The 16,590-nt window shown below is 63.1% G+C and carries 12 protein-coding genes and 1 pseudogene; 3 read left to right on the top strand and 10 right to left on the bottom strand.

Going from position 1 to position 16,590, the window contains the following annotated elements; genetic code table 11:
* Positions 1-331 precede the first annotated feature (331 nt).
* Entirely contained in the window at positions 332-736 is a 405-nt protein-coding gene (locus tag GGC64_RS30610; RefSeq protein ID WP_192726328.1) for a hypothetical protein, read from the top strand.
* Between the two features lie 9 nt (positions 737-745).
* Here GGC64_RS30610 and GGC64_RS30605 read toward each other — a convergent pair whose 3' ends face one another.
* The 6 genes and pseudogenes from GGC64_RS30605 to GGC64_RS30580 all read right to left on the bottom strand — a co-directional run.
* Positions 746-886, bottom strand: coding sequence for a hypothetical protein (locus GGC64_RS30605; protein ID WP_192726327.1), 141 nt, complete (start codon positions 884-886; stop codon positions 746-748).
* 386 nt (positions 887-1,272) lie between these two features.
* Positions 1,273-2,454, bottom strand: a complete 1,182-nt coding sequence (locus tag GGC64_RS30600) for a toll/interleukin-1 receptor domain-containing protein (RefSeq protein WP_192726326.1) — start codon at positions 2,452-2,454, stop codon at positions 1,273-1,275.
* A 69-nt stretch (positions 2,455-2,523) separates the two neighbouring features.
* On the bottom strand, positions 2,524-3,753 hold the full coding sequence (locus GGC64_RS30595; protein ID WP_225952728.1) for a toll/interleukin-1 receptor domain-containing protein: 1,230 nt from the start codon (positions 3,751-3,753) through the stop codon (positions 2,524-2,526).
* Between the two features lie 69 nt (positions 3,754-3,822).
* Complete coding sequence (locus tag GGC64_RS30590; protein WP_192726324.1) at positions 3,823-5,058, bottom strand: toll/interleukin-1 receptor domain-containing protein; 1,236 nt, start codon at positions 5,056-5,058, stop codon at positions 3,823-3,825.
* Between the two features lie 128 nt (positions 5,059-5,186).
* Positions 5,187-5,768: a hypothetical protein gene (locus GGC64_RS30585; protein WP_192726323.1), complete on the bottom strand. Its 582-nt coding sequence runs from the start codon at positions 5,766-5,768 to the stop codon at positions 5,187-5,189.
* A gap of 275 nt (positions 5,769-6,043) precedes the next feature.
* Positions 6,044-6,133, bottom strand: a pseudogene (locus GGC64_RS30580) (pyridoxamine 5-phosphate oxidase); the annotation flags it as partial.
* Positions 6,134-7,281: 1,148 nt separating this feature from the next.
* On the opposite strand from GGC64_RS30580, the gene GGC64_RS30575 reads away from it, so the two are divergent.
* Positions 7,282-7,650, top strand: coding sequence for a hypothetical protein (locus GGC64_RS30575; protein ID WP_192726322.1), 369 nt, complete (start codon positions 7,282-7,284; stop codon positions 7,648-7,650).
* Between the two features lie 853 nt (positions 7,651-8,503).
* Here GGC64_RS30575 and GGC64_RS30570 read toward each other — a convergent pair.
* From GGC64_RS30570 to GGC64_RS30555, 4 genes are all read right to left on the bottom strand, one after another.
* Complete coding sequence (locus GGC64_RS30570; protein ID WP_192726321.1) at positions 8,504-8,779, bottom strand: hypothetical protein; 276 nt, start codon at positions 8,777-8,779, stop codon at positions 8,504-8,506.
* Positions 8,780-9,445: 666 nt separating this feature from the next.
* Positions 9,446-10,102: a PGRS repeat-containing protein gene (locus tag GGC64_RS35210; protein WP_304611135.1), complete on the bottom strand. Its 657-nt coding sequence runs from the start codon at positions 10,100-10,102 to the stop codon at positions 9,446-9,448.
* A 505-nt stretch (positions 10,103-10,607) separates the two neighbouring features.
* Entirely contained in the window at positions 10,608-12,380 is a 1,773-nt protein-coding gene (locus tag GGC64_RS30560) for a PQQ-binding-like beta-propeller repeat protein (protein ID WP_192726320.1), read from the bottom strand.
* Between the two features lie 469 nt (positions 12,381-12,849).
* The gene (locus GGC64_RS30555; RefSeq protein WP_192726319.1) at positions 12,850-13,224 is read right to left on the bottom strand and encodes a hypothetical protein; all 375 of its coding nucleotides are present in this window, start codon (positions 13,222-13,224) and stop codon (positions 12,850-12,852) included.
* A 766-nt stretch (positions 13,225-13,990) separates the two neighbouring features.
* On the opposite strand from GGC64_RS30555, the gene GGC64_RS30550 reads away from it, so the two are divergent.
* Positions 13,991-16,492: a hypothetical protein gene (locus tag GGC64_RS30550; protein ID WP_192726318.1), complete on the top strand. Its 2,502-nt coding sequence runs from the start codon at positions 13,991-13,993 to the stop codon at positions 16,490-16,492.
* The last annotated feature ends 98 nt before the right edge of the window (positions 16,493-16,590 follow it).

Below are 16,590 nucleotides of genomic sequence, written 5' to 3'. Positions count from 1 at the left end.
GCCGTGATCCGTCGGAATGACGAATCAGCGTGTGCGGCAACGCTAAATGTCGGTATGTACATCTATCGACATCAGCGACGTGACAGGCCTGGAATTGGTTATTCGGTCCGACAGTGGGAGGCGCGCCCTAGTTAGCAACGGCCCCGACGGTGGCTTCACCGGGATGCCTCTCCCCCTTTGGGGGGACTGACGCGGGGACCGTATTGCGCGCCGTACCAGTCCCGCCGCGATGCGGCTTCAACAAGTCTGGACTTCTGCGCCTACTTGCCGCTTCTCGGTCGGCCTTGGATTGAGGATCACTGGTTACACGATGTTGCCCCACAATGGGTGTGTGCCTGTTGATCTGATCTTCGTGGCTGGCCCCGACGCCGGTAGCCATCCCTTCCGCGCAATCGGGTACATGGCGGTGCCGATCGCGTTGGTCACTATCACCGTCGTCATCCTCGTGATGCGGTCGCGCAACACCGGGAAGCCTGGACAGCCTCCGCCTCGATGGCCGCCCTACGATGTGCCCTACCAGGGAGGGCAGTATCCGCCGCCGCCGGGGTGGCATGGACCGGCCGGATACCCGCCAGCCGGATGGCAGTCATATCAGCGGCCGCCGTACCCGCCGCCCGGGACGGGCTGGCCTCAAAACCACGGCGCTGCACCTCCTCCCCCGCCACCGCAGTGGAACTCGCCGCCTCAGCGAGGAGAGCACAATGGGCCGCCGCCGTGGCCGGACCCACGCAAGTAGACGTCTGCATTACCCCTCGGCCGCCGCCGCGATGCCTACTCGGTGTGCGGCGATCCGTAGCGGGTCGCCGTAGGCGAGATCCCAGATCGACTCCGTTCGAGTAAACCGGGTCGGCTTGGACACGACCAGAATGACGGAGGACGACCGCACCTTCCTTATTCATCACACATTGATCACACGAATCTTTGATCCCGACGCGTCGCACGCGTACTCGGGCGATCGGCCCCGGTCCGGACGCGGATATTGACTACGCCCGGGTGTCACTGAGGCCAGGCGACAGATTTCTCCTGTGCGCAGGCGGACTTTTTAGCGGAACTTGAGGCGACGACCAGTCTTATTCAAGAACAGGGCGACCGTTTGACGGTCGGCGCTGGATTCCCGAGTCCCGCTATGTGATTGGCTGCGTGGAGTCGATCCAAACATCCTGTGGGTCGGCGGCAGCCGCTCAGCCGTTATGGCTTTGCGCCTTTTTTAGCCGCGTCGACTGGCGCTGCTTCAATTTTGCAAGGGTTGCTCGAGAAGTGGCTTCCCGGCGCTCATTTGGCGCAGCTCTGCAACTCCTTGTAAGGCGAGGTGCCAGCGTTCGCATTGTGGGTGGAATCTTCGAAGGACAACGGCACCTTGCAATCCGCGCCTTGACTGATCAGGTAGTTGACGACCTTGATGTCCTGGTCGGTGCCAACCCAAAGGTCGCGCTGGGCGATCCAGAATAGCAAGGTGCCGACGAATGTCCCGCCTGCGACGCCGGCCGTGTAGCCCTTCGGCGTCAGGTCCGTATGGAATTGCTGCGGAAACGCGGAGTTCGTGAGCTTGCTCATGAGGGAGCTGTCTTCTAGTTCGTCGTCGACCTTGAAGCCGTTGGCTTGGAAGGTTTTGACCAGCTCGACGGGGTCGCCGTTTTGGGGGACGCCTTGGAATCCGTAGAGGATGGCACTTGCACCTTTGTAAGGAGTGGTCGCCTTCTTACCCGACTTAAGGTACAGCGCAACGATTCTGGTGTCGCGGTTGACGATCGCATCGTGGTATCCCTGGTCGGACCAGGCGCCGGTGAGCTGAACGACCTGGGCGCGGGCAGCGTTGCTCTCGGCGGGGCTGACCGTTGGCGTGGCCGGGGTGGGGCTCGGTGCGGCATCTGGTGCTGGAGTTGGCGTCCGCAGGTGAACGGTGATGCCGGCTACGACGACCAGAACCACCACTGCCGCGGCGATGAGCGCCAATGTGAGCTGCTTGCGCTGACGGCGCCACCACGGCACGGCTGCCTGAGGCCGCGGGAGTCGTGGAGAAACGCTCGGCATGTCTTCGGGTGATCGCCCGGTGAGGTCCAGCATGCCCACGCATGCATCGGCCAGCTTATCCAGATGCGCGGCAAAGGGTTTGGTGATCGCGTCCAGCCAGTGCGGTTGATTGAGATAGAATTCGAGGGACTGTTGCGGCTTGACATCCTCGATACGTAACGGAAGCAGCCCCTTGCCCAGATTGGCCGCGCGTTCGACTTCGCGTCGGACCTGCGGCGAGTCGTTGGCGTGGCCACTGAACACCAAGACAAGGATCTGGGCGCCGCGGATCGCCTCGTCGATCGCAGCGGCCCAATCCTGTCCTGGCCTGATGTCGCGGGGCGCGATCCAGCAGCGAATGCCCCTGGCCTCAAGGGCCGCGCAGGCCGCATCGGCGGCGGTCTTGTCCAACGAGGAATAACAGATGAACACGTCATGCGCCATAGCGGATACCGCCCGCCCTTAGTGGCGCCGTATTCGCCTGCGCCGCTCGGGGATTGATTCCCCGGCCCTTCACTTGGCGCAGTCCTGCATCATCGGAATCAGCTGGTCGTATGGATTGGTGCCTGTTACCTTATTGGTTCTTTCTCTGCCGTTGTAGTTGAGGAATGAAAGGGGCACCTTGCAATCCGCGCCTTGACTGATCAAATAGTTGATCACCTGGATGTCTTGGTCGGTAGGACCCATCCAGACGCCCCGCTGGACAATCCAGAACAGCAGGGAGCCAACGAATTTTCCATCCTGATAGCCACCCGTGTAGCCCCTCGGCGCCTGTTCCGAGCCGAACATCAACGGTAAGAAATCGTTGGTGAGCTTGCCCAGGAGAAAGCTGTCTTGCAGTTGGTCGTCGACCTTGAAGCCGTTGGCTTGGAAGGTCTTCACCAAGTCAACGGCATCGCCGTCCTGTGAGACCCCCTGAAATCCGTAGACGATCGCACTTGTGCCCTGTTCCAGGGTGGTCGCCTTCAGGCCTGACTTGAGGTACAGCGCCACGATGTTGGTGTCGCGGCCGACGATCGCATCCACGAACCCCTGATCGGACCAAGAGCCGGTGAGCTGAACGACCTGGGCGCGGGCCGCGTTGCTCTCCGCAGGACTGACCGGGGTGGGTGAGCCAAAAGACGGACCAGTAGCGGCCGCCCCGGGACTCGACGGGGATCGGTGTGTTGGATCTGGTCGGAGCAGGTGAACGGTGATGCCGGCAACGGCGAGCAGAATCGCTACCGCGGCGATAAGCGCCAGCGTCACCGGCTTGCGCCGACGGCGCCACCACCGCCCGGCCCGGTCGGTGCCAGCGCTCCGCGGAGAAATACCTGGCATCGTTTGTGGCGATCGCCCGGTGACCGCCAGCATGCCTTCGCACGCATCGGCCAGCTTATCCAGATGCGCGGCAAAGGGTTTGGTGATCGCGTCCAGCCAGTGCGGTTCGTTGAGGTAGTACTCGAGGGACTGTTGCGGCTTGACATCCTCGATGCGCAGCGGAAGCAGTCCCTTGCCCAGATTAGCCGCGCGCTCGACTTCGCGTCGGACCTGCGGCGACTCGTTGGCGTGCCCGCTGAACACCAACACAAGGATCTGGGCTCCGCGGATCGCATCGACGATCGCAGCGGCCCAATCTTGACCTGGCCTGATGTCGCGGGGTGCGATCCAGCAGCGAATGCCCCTGGCCTCAAGGGCCGCACAGACGGCATCGGCGGCGGCCTTGTCCAACGAGGAATGACAGATGAACACGTCATGGGCCATCGCCGATACCGCTTCCACGTTGTGGCACCACATTCGGATACGCCGCTGGATGACCGGCTGGTCGTTTGTTCACTTTGCACACTTTTGCATCATCGTGAGCAGCGGCTGATATGGACTCGTGTCGTCTAGCATGTTCTTGTTGAATTCCAAAAAGGACAGTGGCACTTTGCAATCCGCGCCTTGGCTCGTCAAGTAGTCGATGACCTGGGTGTCTTGGTCGGTGGGCCCCGACCCGGCCGCCCGCTGGACGATCCAGAACAGCAAAGAGCCGACGAATGTTCCATCCTGATATCCGCCCGTGTAGCCCTTCGGCGTCAGGGGCGTATCGAATGGCAACGGAAAGACGTCGATCAGCTTGTGCATCAGAACGTTGTCTTGCAGCTGGTCGTCGAGCTGGAAACCGTTGGCTTGGAAGGTTTTGACCAGATCGACTGGATCGCCGTTCTGGGGCACGCCTTGAAATCCGTAGAGGATGGCACTCGCGCCTTGGTGAAGGGTCGTTGCCTTCATGCCCGACTTGAGGTACAGCGCGACGATGGTGGTGTCGCGGTTGATGATGGCGTCGGTGAAGCCTTGGTCGGACCATGAGCCCGTGAGCTGAACGATCTGTGCGCGCGGGTCGGAGTTCCCGGCTGGGGCGACGGCTGGGACGGGCGCGGCGACCGAGGGAACAGGGGCTGGGGCGGTTGGGGTGGGACTCGGTGCGGCGTCGTGTGTTGGAACGGGTGTCAGCAGGTGCACGGTGATGCCGGCAGCGACGACCACAGCCACCACTGCCGCGGCGATAAGCGCTACCGTCACCGCCTTGCGCTGACGGCGCCACCACGGCATGGCCAGTCGGTCGTCGGCCGGCCGACGTGAAATAGTTGGCATATCTTGGGGTGATCGCCCGGTGAAGTCCAGCATGCCCACGCACGCATCGGCCAGCTTATCCAGATGCGCGGCAAAGGGTTTGGTGATCGCGTCCAGCCAGTGCGGTTCGTTGAGGTAGTACTCGAGGGACTGCTGCGGCTTGACATCCTCGATGCGCAGCGGAAGCAGCCCCTTGCCCAGATTGGCCGCGCGTTCGACTTCGCGTCGGACCTGCGGCGAGTCGTTGGCGTGCCCGCTGAACACCAACACAAGGATCTGGGCGCCGCGGATCGCATCGACGATCGCAGCGGCCCAATCTTGACCTGGCCTGATGTCGCGGGGCGCGATCCAGCAGCGAATGCCCCTGGCCTCAAGGGCCGCACAGACGGCATCGGCGGCGGTCTTGTCCAACGAGGAATGACTGATGAACACGTCATGGGCCACTGGTTGCACCACTCTCACCTCGTGGCGCAGAAGATCTACCGGCGGCAGATCGCCCGGTAAGCACCGGCGCGATCACCGCTGTCCGCACGCAGGCGGAAGAACCGCTAAGCCAACCGCCGCCAGGATGACGGCAAACCTCATGTCTGCATCTGTCCATATGCGTTCAGCAGCTGCATGACCTGCCAGAGCCACCACACCAACACGACCAGCACCAACCAGCGTTGGATACGTTGGGCTAAAGAGATTTCGTGCTGGGTGTGAGTGATGTTGCCGTGCTCATCGACGGCCACGGTGTACACCTTGGGCTTCTTGCGCAGTCCCCACCACCAGAACGGCAAGTAGGTACCGCAGGTCATAACGGTAAATAGCAGGTGTAAGACGATATACGCCGGGTGCGCGTAATCCATGCCCGTCCAAACCACGGCCGAGAACTGGCCACGCTGCTTAATTTTCGGGCCGCGTGCGCCCAAGCTGACTCTCCCATTAGGGCCGACTGTTCCGGTGTAGCTGGTGGGCTGGGTAACAAACGCCAGTTCTTGGGTCAGGATTCGAGCGCGTTCGGCGTCGCTGAGCCGCTGGGGATCCGCCCGCAGCTGGGCGGCCGTCGAGGCGACGGGTGGGGGCGGTAGCGATGCTATGTACTGAGGGTGATCCTCTGGGGGGTACCACTTCTTGTCCGACGCCTGCCACCAATCGCGCCCCTGTGGTCCGTCAGTCATGGTGGCCCACCGTGCTGCGGGATCTCCGATTCATCGCAACGCGCGAGTCGGCCCGGACTGCTCCAGACGTGATTATCGACAGTGGTGCGAGGCATATGGCGCCCCCACCGGGCATCCCGAAGACTGCGAGTCCGACTTTCATGCGCTCATCCCCCGTGCTGCGTACGATGGCCCAATCTCTCTACGTCAGCGTCAATTTTTGCACGGTGTCGAGTTGCCGACACGGTTATCGGCAAACCCGATGCCTGCCCTGCAACATTCCCGTGGAGTGATTGAAGATCGCCGGTGAAGTCGGCGGTGAGCCAGCGGTCGGGGTGGATGGTGAACAGCACTTCTTCGACGCCTTCCATGCTGCGCGCGAAGGCCGGCCGCCATGGGTTCACCGTCGCATGCCAACGATGCCCAAGTCGACCGCTATTGCCCGGCTCGCGGCTTCTATATCGCGATGGTGTCTCGTCTCTAACCGGGAGTCGCCCGACGGGAGCGCTGCCTAGCGTCCTTGAAAGGGGGGCCGAGAAGGCTTTGGCACAGGCGCCAGGGGCAGCGGCGAATCCATCGAGACCAGGAGTAGCGCCGGCGGAGCCGACGCAGCCGGCGCACCGTGCGGGGCCGCCAACCAGAAGCTTGCTCCCGCTATGGCGATACCGGCTGTCAAGGAGTGGCGAACGATAGCGGCCATCATCGATCCTTAGCTACGTGGCGATTCGCTGCTCCTCGACTATCACATCATTTGTGTGTAGGCCAAGCGTTTTGAGGGATCATTCCAACGCAAGTATTATTTGCTATCAGGTAAATTGCGGGTAGATCCAGCAAGTTCACAGGAAACATCCGGCTTGGTGGGCAACTCGTCAACGATCCAACCCAAACTGCCCAGGCGGACTTACCCGCGCGTGACATCTGCTCTGCACCAGTGCAATCGGAGTTCGACGTCACCCCGCCCCACAGTCCATCATCACGACAAAAGCCGCACTGGATCCCCGAATTTGGCACCGCCTCGAACACCTCCTGGGTCCCAGCGCCGCGATTCGTCAGAATGACGAACTAGCTTGTGCGGCAACGCTAACGTCTGTGTCTGTACATCGATCGCTCTGATAAATCGTTCGTGCTGCGAAGAATCCGACGTTACTTGCTGGAATCCGCACCGCCGGCCGTGCTCGCGTCACCGACAGGGCCCGATCCCAATATCCTCGGTCGTTAGGCACTCGAAGCGTCCTGGCATACAGCGGTCGAACGCGGAAATGGTGTACGGCCTCTGCATGCCGACACCGTGGATTAACGGCAAGCACGAATGTAACCGGCCCGATCGCGTTTACGGCGCATGTCACGACCTGCCGACGTGTGGGCGGTGTGTGATGCGGAAGGTACTGGCGAGAGGACAACTCAGGCAATTAATTCCGATGCGTTCACACGGCCGTTTACTAGCACTTATGATTTCGAACTCAAGCACGTGCGCTGACTCTTGTCTCAGATGATGTGCCGGTGCGGTGACCAACGATATGGAGATCACCCCAGAATGAACCTTCGCTACGACCGCTGGATGCTTCCGCTGACTATTCCGTTGGGACTAGGGCCGAAAGCCAGCACCGTCGCCGTTTCGGGCGCCAATCTGCAGGTGAAGATGGGCTGGGCATTCGACGCGACCATTCCGCTCGCGTCGATTGCCAGCGCTCAGCCAAGTACCCGCCGAGTGTTCGGCTGGGGTGTGCACGGCTCGCCGCGACGTGGCTGGCTGGTCAACGGATCGTCTCGGGGCCTTGTCGATCTGGTCATCGAACCACCCGTGCCCGCACAGGGAGTCCGCATGTCAATCGAACTGAGAAAGCTTACTGTCAGCGTCGACGATCCTGACGCGCTTATCGCGGCCTGCGCCAGGGCGACCTGACTCGCCTGGGCCCCTGATTCGCGGCGCGCACGAAGCGGGCGTTCTGCATGTCCACGCCAATCACTTCACTGGCCGATCAGGTCCGCACTGTTGCGCTGACGGCTCAGTCACGAAAAATGTTGTGCGGCAAGCACATTCAGCTGTCTTCATGCACCTTCTGGCACTGCTCGGGCAGCCCCCGGCGGCTGTAATGTCTATTGGACCACTGGTGGGCCCGGCCCGGCTTCGACGAACATGCGGCGAAGTTTGCGGCCAATGCGAATATCGCGGGTCATCGGCGAAGCCGCGCACCAGCGCGTCGGTGGTGGGCTCGTCATAGGATCGATCAGTAAGGTCTGGTCGAAGTCGACCACACCGACTCGGCCTCCGGGTCGGCTCACGCGCGCCATTTCGTCAAGTGCTGGTTGAGGTTCGACCAAGTGCATGAGCAGCCCTCTGCTCGGCGGGCGTCGAAGGTCGCCGCGATCACGGGCAACCGATATACCCGGCGCCGCTATTATTCGACAGACGCGCCTTAATCTTGCGCAGGCTTTCGGCATGCTCGTCCGGATCGTGGGTGCTGGTCCCCAACCGGGCGGCTGCGATCTTCGTATTCACGCGCCCGGCATCGGCGATAGATCTGGCCCAAACGGCTTTTCAGTGCAAATCGTCCACGGCAACGATGCCACCGCTGGGTGTTCCCGCCGTTGGGCGCGCGGATGGCGGCATCGAGAATCCGCGCCTGGGTGGCAATGGTATCGACTCAGGGCGCACCTGTCGCATCATTCGCGTGGTGTACAGGGCCTCGTGTACGTCGATGGCATCGCCTCACTACATACGGCCGCGCGGTGGACGGGTTACGGCGCAGGAGCCTCTAGACCGGTTGACGGGTATGGACCGAGTCCGGTTGTGTATCAGCATGACTCGATGCCCGTGGGGCTGTCTGGCCCAGGGCAGTCATGAAGGCACTCATTTCCCGGGTGATGTCAGGGCCTGAGGGCTCGATGATGATCTCGGTGGTGCCAGCATCCACCATGTCGGCCAACCGCTGTCGGACTGTGTCGGCGCATCCGGTAAGGGTGGCGGATTGAACCGAGAGATAGCCACCGGGATGCCACGCTTCCTGATCCGCGTCGTTCATCTCGATCATGTGGCCCTGATGAACGTGCAAGTGGCGCAACCGTTGTGGTACCGATTCGATCACACGGACACTGATGTGCCCCGTTGGCGTTCCCGGGCCGATCACCGACCTCGGCGTGGGGCTTGGCGCCGTTTGCGATGTTCTCACTGAGGAGATTGGGGCGACAGCCCGGACGTTCCACAGGTTGGAGGCCAGCGCCGTGCCCTCATTAACAAAGCATCAAACCACGACGATCCAGGTCCGTCGGCGGCTCAACGCCGAGACCAGGCAGTAATCAATGCTGGCGCACGGCAATCCCATCTGCGGTGGCGATTTCGTTGCTCAGGTTGGATTGCAGAGTCTCTAGGTCGGCGAGCCAACCGTCAACGTCGCCGAGTTGTTCGGCGAACGCCCGCATGAGTCGCCATGAATTAGCAACGTAGACAGCGTGTTCGGTGTCTTTGCCGGTGCCGACCGGTGCGCTGATAGTCAGTGTCGGCGCGGCTAAGCCCCGCGCGCCGGAAGCGCCGATGCAGATCTTCGCCGGTGCGGTGGTGGAGTCTCTCGCGCGACACGCTCAGGACCCGGTGGCGGCAGGCGCGCTAAAACAAGATGGCGATTCGGCCTGTGGCACAGATGGTTTCGGCCACGAGGTACTACACGGATTATCTCGAGTTGAGTACCGAGGAGTTCACGCTAGCCGTGTGCGCCCGCGGTGCCCGTGCTGCCGGCGGTGCCGGTCTTTCCGGTGCTCCCGGGCGTGCCGTTAGTGGCCGGTCCTTCCGCGTCGTTGTGGGCGGTGCCGCCGCTGCCGCCGGCGCCGGGTGTGCCGGGGGCGCCGCCGCTGCCGCCTTGGCCGCCAGCCCCGCCGTTGCCGCCGTTGCCGATCAGCCACCCGCCGTTGCCGCCGTTGCCGCCGGCCACCCCCGCGGTGGTGCTGCTAAAACCCGCGCCGCCGTTGCCGAACAACAAGCCACCGTTTTGGCCGTTCGGGTTGGCTGCGGTGCCATTGGCGCCGTTGCAGATAAGCCCGCACCTGTTGAACAACGCCCCTACCAACGCGTCGAGCGGATCGGTTGTAACCGGATCAACGGCGGGCGTAACCGCGGCGACAAGCGCGCGGGGGCTGGGGCCAGAAGCGCTGCTGCCAACAAGGTCACACACCAACACGCCGGTGCAGGCGACATTGGTTGGTGGTGACAGCGGCGGTGGGGGCAGCATCGACTGCACCGACGCCAGCTGCACCGCCGGGCTGCCCGATGGTGCAGGCGCACCGTGAGCGGTGGCCAACCACACCCCGGCCCCGGCGATCGCGATCCCAGCAGTGACGGACGGGCGAATCAAATTGGGCATCAGCGATCCCTTAGCTACTTAGCTGACCTGACATGCTCGGCATTCATCCTTATCACGGCGGCGGCGTATTTATTGCACATTCAACGAGATTTCGTTGCGTTTTCATCATTGCCGCGTACTCCTCCGCGGTCCCACACAGCAACCTCGCAGTCCTAGACGCTGCGGACGGCCTCCCCCGTCCGAAACCGCCAGTTGTCGACCGACATCGACTTGCGCCGGCATCTCCAAGCTCCGGAAGGTCCTCCCTTTCCGATCGCGATCTCACCGCAACAGCCAGCGGCGAAACCCGCTTACCTTCCAGACAGACGGCGACTCACAAGCCAACTTCTTACGCGGAGACGATGAGCCTGCGTCCCCTTCGCGCAGCCACCGTTTGGCCGGCACGATTCCATGCTGCGTTTGTCGGCACAGTGGCACGCGAGTTGTGCTGTGCGAACGGCTCTTTCGTGCACCGGCCCCGCACTGATGGTGTGCGGCGTTTGGGGCTGTAATGCGCGCTGGTGCTCTATGCGGCCGGGCTGTTAGGTGCGTATCCCGTCACATACAAGTCGGCGCCTTCGCCACTCACCAGCAGCGTCACGCCGCCCGCGACGCGCAGCGCGAACGGGTCACCCGACAATGGCACGGTCGTCAGGGTCTGACAGGAATCGCGGTCGGCGATTACCAACCGCCCTCCGGGGGCGACGTAGGCGAATTGGTTTGGATACCAGGCGATGCCGACGTCCATCCACTCGTCGATGCTCTGCCCTTCAGAGGGGGGCAGCGTGCAATGCACAACTGCGTTGGTGCCCAACATGTCCCACATGTGTGTGGTGAACGAGAGCGCGAAGAAGTTCCCGTCGCCGACGGTGTCGGAACGCGCGAGGCGATCTCCGAGGTCGACGATCTGGCCTGTGACGGCGTTGGCGTAGAGGGTGCTGCGCCGGCCGTCGACCCATTTCACCATGCACAGAATTCCGTCGCGCCCGCCGCGACTGATGTCGATGATGTCGACCGGCCCGCTGGCCGCGTCGATGCGGCGCAGCTGCTGTTGACGGACGACCTTGCCGGTGGCCGCCTCCACAGTGAGCAGCGTGTCGACGACGTCTTCGTGATCCTGGCACCCATAGGCCTCCACGAGCAGACCGCCGACGGCGTAGATATCGCCCGAATTGTCTCCGCACGTCTGTGGATTGGGCATCCGCCACACCTGCCGCCCGGTGCGCGCGTCGACCAAGGTCCACGAGTCTTTCTGGCGCGCAACAAAGTACGGGCCCGGGTGAGCGACATTGCCGAAGGCGAGCTCGAGAAGCTCACCGGATCCGCTCCACAACTGGCGGCCCGTGACAGCGTCGAACCCGACGAATGTCTCGGGGGCGTCGGGGCCGGCATTTCCGTTGTACAGAAGGGCCACCAGGGTGGCTCCTCCGTCGTAGGCGTGCACCGCCCGTACGCGTACCGCGTCGGGACCGGTGCGCCGGTAATGCCAGCGCTGTCGGCCGGCGGAGTCGTAGGCAACCAGTTCACCACCGACGCCATCGAAGACGACGAAACCGGCTCCGGCGACGAAGAACTGGAACTGCGTCTGATCGAGGGCGGAGACATCGGCACCCGACAGGTCGCCGATTTTGATGTGGAAGCGCTGCTGACCGAATTGCGCCGGCGTCGGCGAGACGGCTGCCGGGTCTGCGGTGTCAGCTTGGACGAAGCGGCCGTCGTCGCCAGCGTGCAACCCCGTCGCGCTGAGCGCGAGGATCACGACAAGCGCTAGCACGCTGCCGCCAACGCGGCTGCGCCGCATCGCCTTCCGCGACTCCAACAGGGCGCGCCGGCCAAGTCCCAATGCGAGGGCGCCCAGCACACTGAGCACGACGGCGCCCGCCACCGCAGGGCCCTGCATGCTTGGCGGTCCCAGCGTCAGCGCATCATGCAGCACAGCCCACGGAGCCAGCGCGACAACCGCCACCGCGGCGCTGATCACATACATCGTCGATAGCCAAGCGACGGCGTCGATGCCCGATTCGCGCGGACCGCGGTCGCGGCCCCGTGCCACGACTACCGCGGCCGCGGTAACCAGCACGACCGACGCGCTGACCGCCGCCCAACCCCACGCCGCGAAGCTTGTGCGCGCGGCACAACGGTCAAGGCAGTGCGCCTGACTGGAACTCAGCCCGTAGACGCCGACCGCAATCGCGCCGAGCAGCGCAGTAACACCGAATCCCAGGCAGCCGTTGCGGATTCGGCTTCCTCGCAGCTGCTGCGCTCTGTCCCCTACCGGGGCGTGGGTTTCGGGTCGCATACGACACTCCTATGGCTTCGTCACTGCTGTTAGCCGATGACAGGTGTCATGCGCCGCGCAGCGGCGCAACGACGGCGATGGTGCTCGCCGCACCGCCGGGATGGGATGGCTCTCATGTCACCTATACCGACTGCGGCCAGGCACGAAGGCGCTTCACTCAACCGATCCTAGGGTCGGTAGCGCAATGCGCCGTGCACCAGATGCGGCGTCCGATGTGGCGCTACAGTCGAATCTGGCTGATCCCACCCAACTTGGGCGGGCCTGAATGATCCACGCAATGCGACTGCGAACGGGCGCCGCTGTCGGCCCTCGAGGGCTGGGTTGAGGTCCCGTGCACCGGGGTATCACCCGTAATGGGTGTAGGGCACGGATCCACCTGTCGCCACCTGAATCAAGGGCCGTCGCTGTACCGGGTCAACTGGCTGTAATCGACAGCGACCAAGCGCGGAAGGCTCCGTGAAATGGCGGCCTATTGCAAACCTCCGACGTTGGTTGGCGGGTGTCCCGCGATGACGGTTCCCGGCTTGGGCGGCGTCGTCGGTCTACCCGCGGCATCGTCGCCGGTGTAGCACTCGGAGAAATTGCCGTCCTCGTCGTACCTCGGGGCGCCGCCGGCCGAGAAGCAGCAGCTCTCCATGAGGGCATTGCGGTCGTAGCCGGGCACAGAGATCTGCTGTGCGTGCCAAACGCAGTCATAAAATTTGTTGAGTTTGTCGGTGTCGAACCTGGCGTTAGCGGATGCGGCCGTCCCGAGGGCGCTGACAGCGATGGCACTGCTGGCGAGCAGCATGGTGGCCGCTGCGAACTTGCGGCGGCGTAATGAACTGTTGTGGTTGGTGTTCATGGTGTTCTCCTTGACTGGTCACTGCCCCTTGTGGGCTGCGTTCACGTCCTAGGAGCGACTAGCCGCACCAATTCCCACACTTTCTGAAGGAGAATTTTTTGAGGAATCGAGCCACCACTCTGCTGAGGGGCGACCGCATTCCGCGCTGGCGATCGTGGCCCGGTCGTACTACGACGGGGGCGTCTAGGGCGCAGCGAAGCCGCATGCCCCGACCGCGGGATCACCCCACTCGTGCACGTAGCCGATGAAACCGGCGGCGAACGCGCCGGCGGACCGCCTCGTCGCGATTATCAGGGGGCAACCGATACACCCGGCGCCGATAGGATTTCGCAGACACAGCCAAGCTTGGAGGCATAGCAATGTTCATCGACATCCACGCCGTGAGAGCCGAGATCGGCGACTGCACGATGCTAGACGAGATCGCCCAGCGCCTCGGCCGTGAGGTGCAAACACTCAACTGACCGCATTTCCCAAACGTCAATTATATCAACCGTTTCGGGTGTTTTGGCACCAGATGCCGACGAATAGCGACGCCGCCTCAATTCGCCAGTGGTGCAGTTTACCAGGCAGGTGGCCTCGTGACAGGTCAGTGTGGCGTGGCGAGCCGCTTGCCGGCCAGACAGTAGCGAAACTGCCGCGACACGGCGTCGAAGCATGCCGTTGCGACACGTCAACGACTCGTGCGGGTTGTCGGGCTAATCCACTGTCGGGCTTGCTAATTCAGGTTTACTCTGCAAATCGCGATGCCTGCGGTAAGGGGAGATCAATGGCGATTACCGATGCTCACACGGAGTCCTCCGTTAACCCGATAAACAACACACCGTCGATCATCCAGGACGGTTTCGGCGCATACGGGCAGGATCTGCCCGGCGACGGGTTGACCTACTGCGGGCCAACGGCGGCCCTGATGGGGATTTATTGGCCGTATGCCAACGGTTTCACCCAACTTGCACCGACGGCCTACGACCCGGACGACCTCCAATCATTCGAAGCCGCGCTCAACCTCGAGCAGGTGCTGGCTGGACTGATGAACACGTCCGTGGACGGCGGCGGCACCGGCCGGGACATGTTCGAACAAGGGGTGCAGGATTATTTCGCCGCCCGGGGCATCGGGGGATCGGATCCGGTCCCGTACACGACGTCGTTTACCGATGCGCCGGATCTGCAATGGTTCGCGGCGGCGCTGACACCGAACGTCACCCCGGATTCCGACGTCGTCACGTTGGCGGTGTTCGGAGTGGCTTGGTATGTCGAAGTCAACGATGCGCCGCTGCATCGCGGCGGCCACTTCCTCACCCCGCTGATCGTTGAGCCTGTCGGTGGCAACTGGCTGATGCTGAACAATCCATTTCCGGCGTCGTTCTTCGATGTTCCGAACATCCCGAGCAGCAACCCGCAGACCGTCGTGGTCGCCGCGACAACGCCACCATTGCCTTTTCCCAGCCCGCCGTACTGCCAAATCGTGACACCGACACTGGGAACCGATCGATGGGCGGTTCTTACCGGTGGATACGCGTGGGCGATCAACAGGTCGGCGTGTCCGCCGCCCTCCGGCTACGACCCGCAACCATGGCAAATCGACACCATCAAGACGATCAACACCAACGGCGGACAGCTCGAAGTCCTCGCCCAACTGCAGGGCGCGGGCGGCCTGGCAAAGACGGGGGCAGGCACCCTTTTGCTCGCCAACACCAACGCACTGACCGGCGCCCACAGTGTGATAGCCGGGACACTGGCCAGCAGCCAAACCGCTGGCACACCATTCGGCACCGGCGCCATGACGCTGACCAACGGCGGCGTGCTGATGCTCGAACCCGGTTCGGCTGATGCGGTCGTCGTCGACATCGCACCGAGCGAGGGTGTGACGTTGGAATCCGGCGGCGGTTCGCTTGCGCTCTACGGCACGAACAAGTTCCAAGTCAAGATCGGCGGCCTGAGAACACTGGCCGGTCGCTCACTGGCCGTGGTCCCCTACCCCGGCATCGCGCAGCTGGGCAACGGCCAAAACATCCTGATCGACGGATACAGCGAGGGCATCGTGCCCGCCTACATCCTCGGCCTCGACACCGGTCTGGGGTGCGGCAAATTCTTGACCTACGGTTCGGCGATCGGCCTGAGCCAAGCGAGCACCGTTCTATCCACGACAACGCCGATCGGCAAAGTTGCACCCGGCGACCTTTATCAAGTGGTGGACGAGCAGGCGATTCCCGACGGCGGCACAGTCACCCTCGTCGGTCTGGAAGTCGACGCGCCCGGCGCTGTCCTCGGACCGGGCGGCACGGTCGTGCTGTCCGGCGCACACCCCGGAGTCATCCTCAACGGTGCCGACACGATGCCTGCCCAGAACGCGATCATCGAAACGGCCATTCGTTTCGCCGACTCCGAAGGCGTCCTCTACGCGAGCGCGGGACGTGGTGCCCTGGAAATCAGCGGAAACATCTGGGGCAGTGACGGACTGACGATTTTCGGGCCCGGCACCGTGATGCTGTCAGCCGACAACTCCAGCACTCTGACCGGACCGATCACCATCAACGAGGGCGCGCTGGTTTCGTGCGCCCCCGGCGGATCGGGCACCGGCGCGAGCGAGATCATCGTCCAAGGCACTGCCACCCTAGAACTTTCGGGCATCGCGCCGAGCGCAGTAACTGTGGCCGAGGGCGCCACCCTCAATCTGACCGGTGGCACAGTGCGGGGGTCCCTGTCCATCGCCCCCGCCGGCACCACCTCTCCTGCCCCCGGCGGAATTCTGCAGGGGCACGGCACCATCGAGGGACAGGCCAATGTGGGGGGGCAGATCCAGGCCGGCGACCAGACCGGAATGCTGGAATTTCAGAACATGGCCACCACCGCGGGCGCAAATTTCTTCTGGCAGCTGCAACAGCTCGTCGATGATGACACCACACAGCCGCAGCTGCAATGGAACACATTGCGATACGACCAGCCGGGGAGCACAGTCGGAAGCGAACAGAACCCGCTGCGCTTCTTCCTCGACTTCAGCAAGGTCGGCGAGCCGGACCCAGCCAGCACGTTCTGGCAGAGCCCCCACAAGTGGACGGTGTTTCTGTTCGAAACACGGGAACTCACCTACTACGTCACTCAAGGCAACTTCCACTACAGTTGCGGCAAGTTCGAGCTCCTGTTTAGGCAGTCGACCGAGGCCAGTATCGCGCTGCTGGTGTGGATTCCGGCGTCCTCGGTGCAGAGCTGGGCGCAGCAGCAGATTACGCAAGCCGAACAATCGGGAAAGGCCACTGGCGAGGTCACGTGAGGTGACGGGTCGCCTCGCGTTTCTTGTGATCGCCAGGATCACCGCGTGACGACATTGATGGTGCTGACATCGCCTTGACTGAGCGCCATGGGATTTCG

The sequence above is a fragment of the Mycobacterium sp. OAS707 genome, assembly GCF_014873705.1.
GTDB lineage: Bacteria > Actinomycetota > Actinomycetes > Mycobacteriales > Mycobacteriaceae > Mycobacterium.
This window is presented reverse-complemented; position numbering and strand designations above follow the sequence as displayed.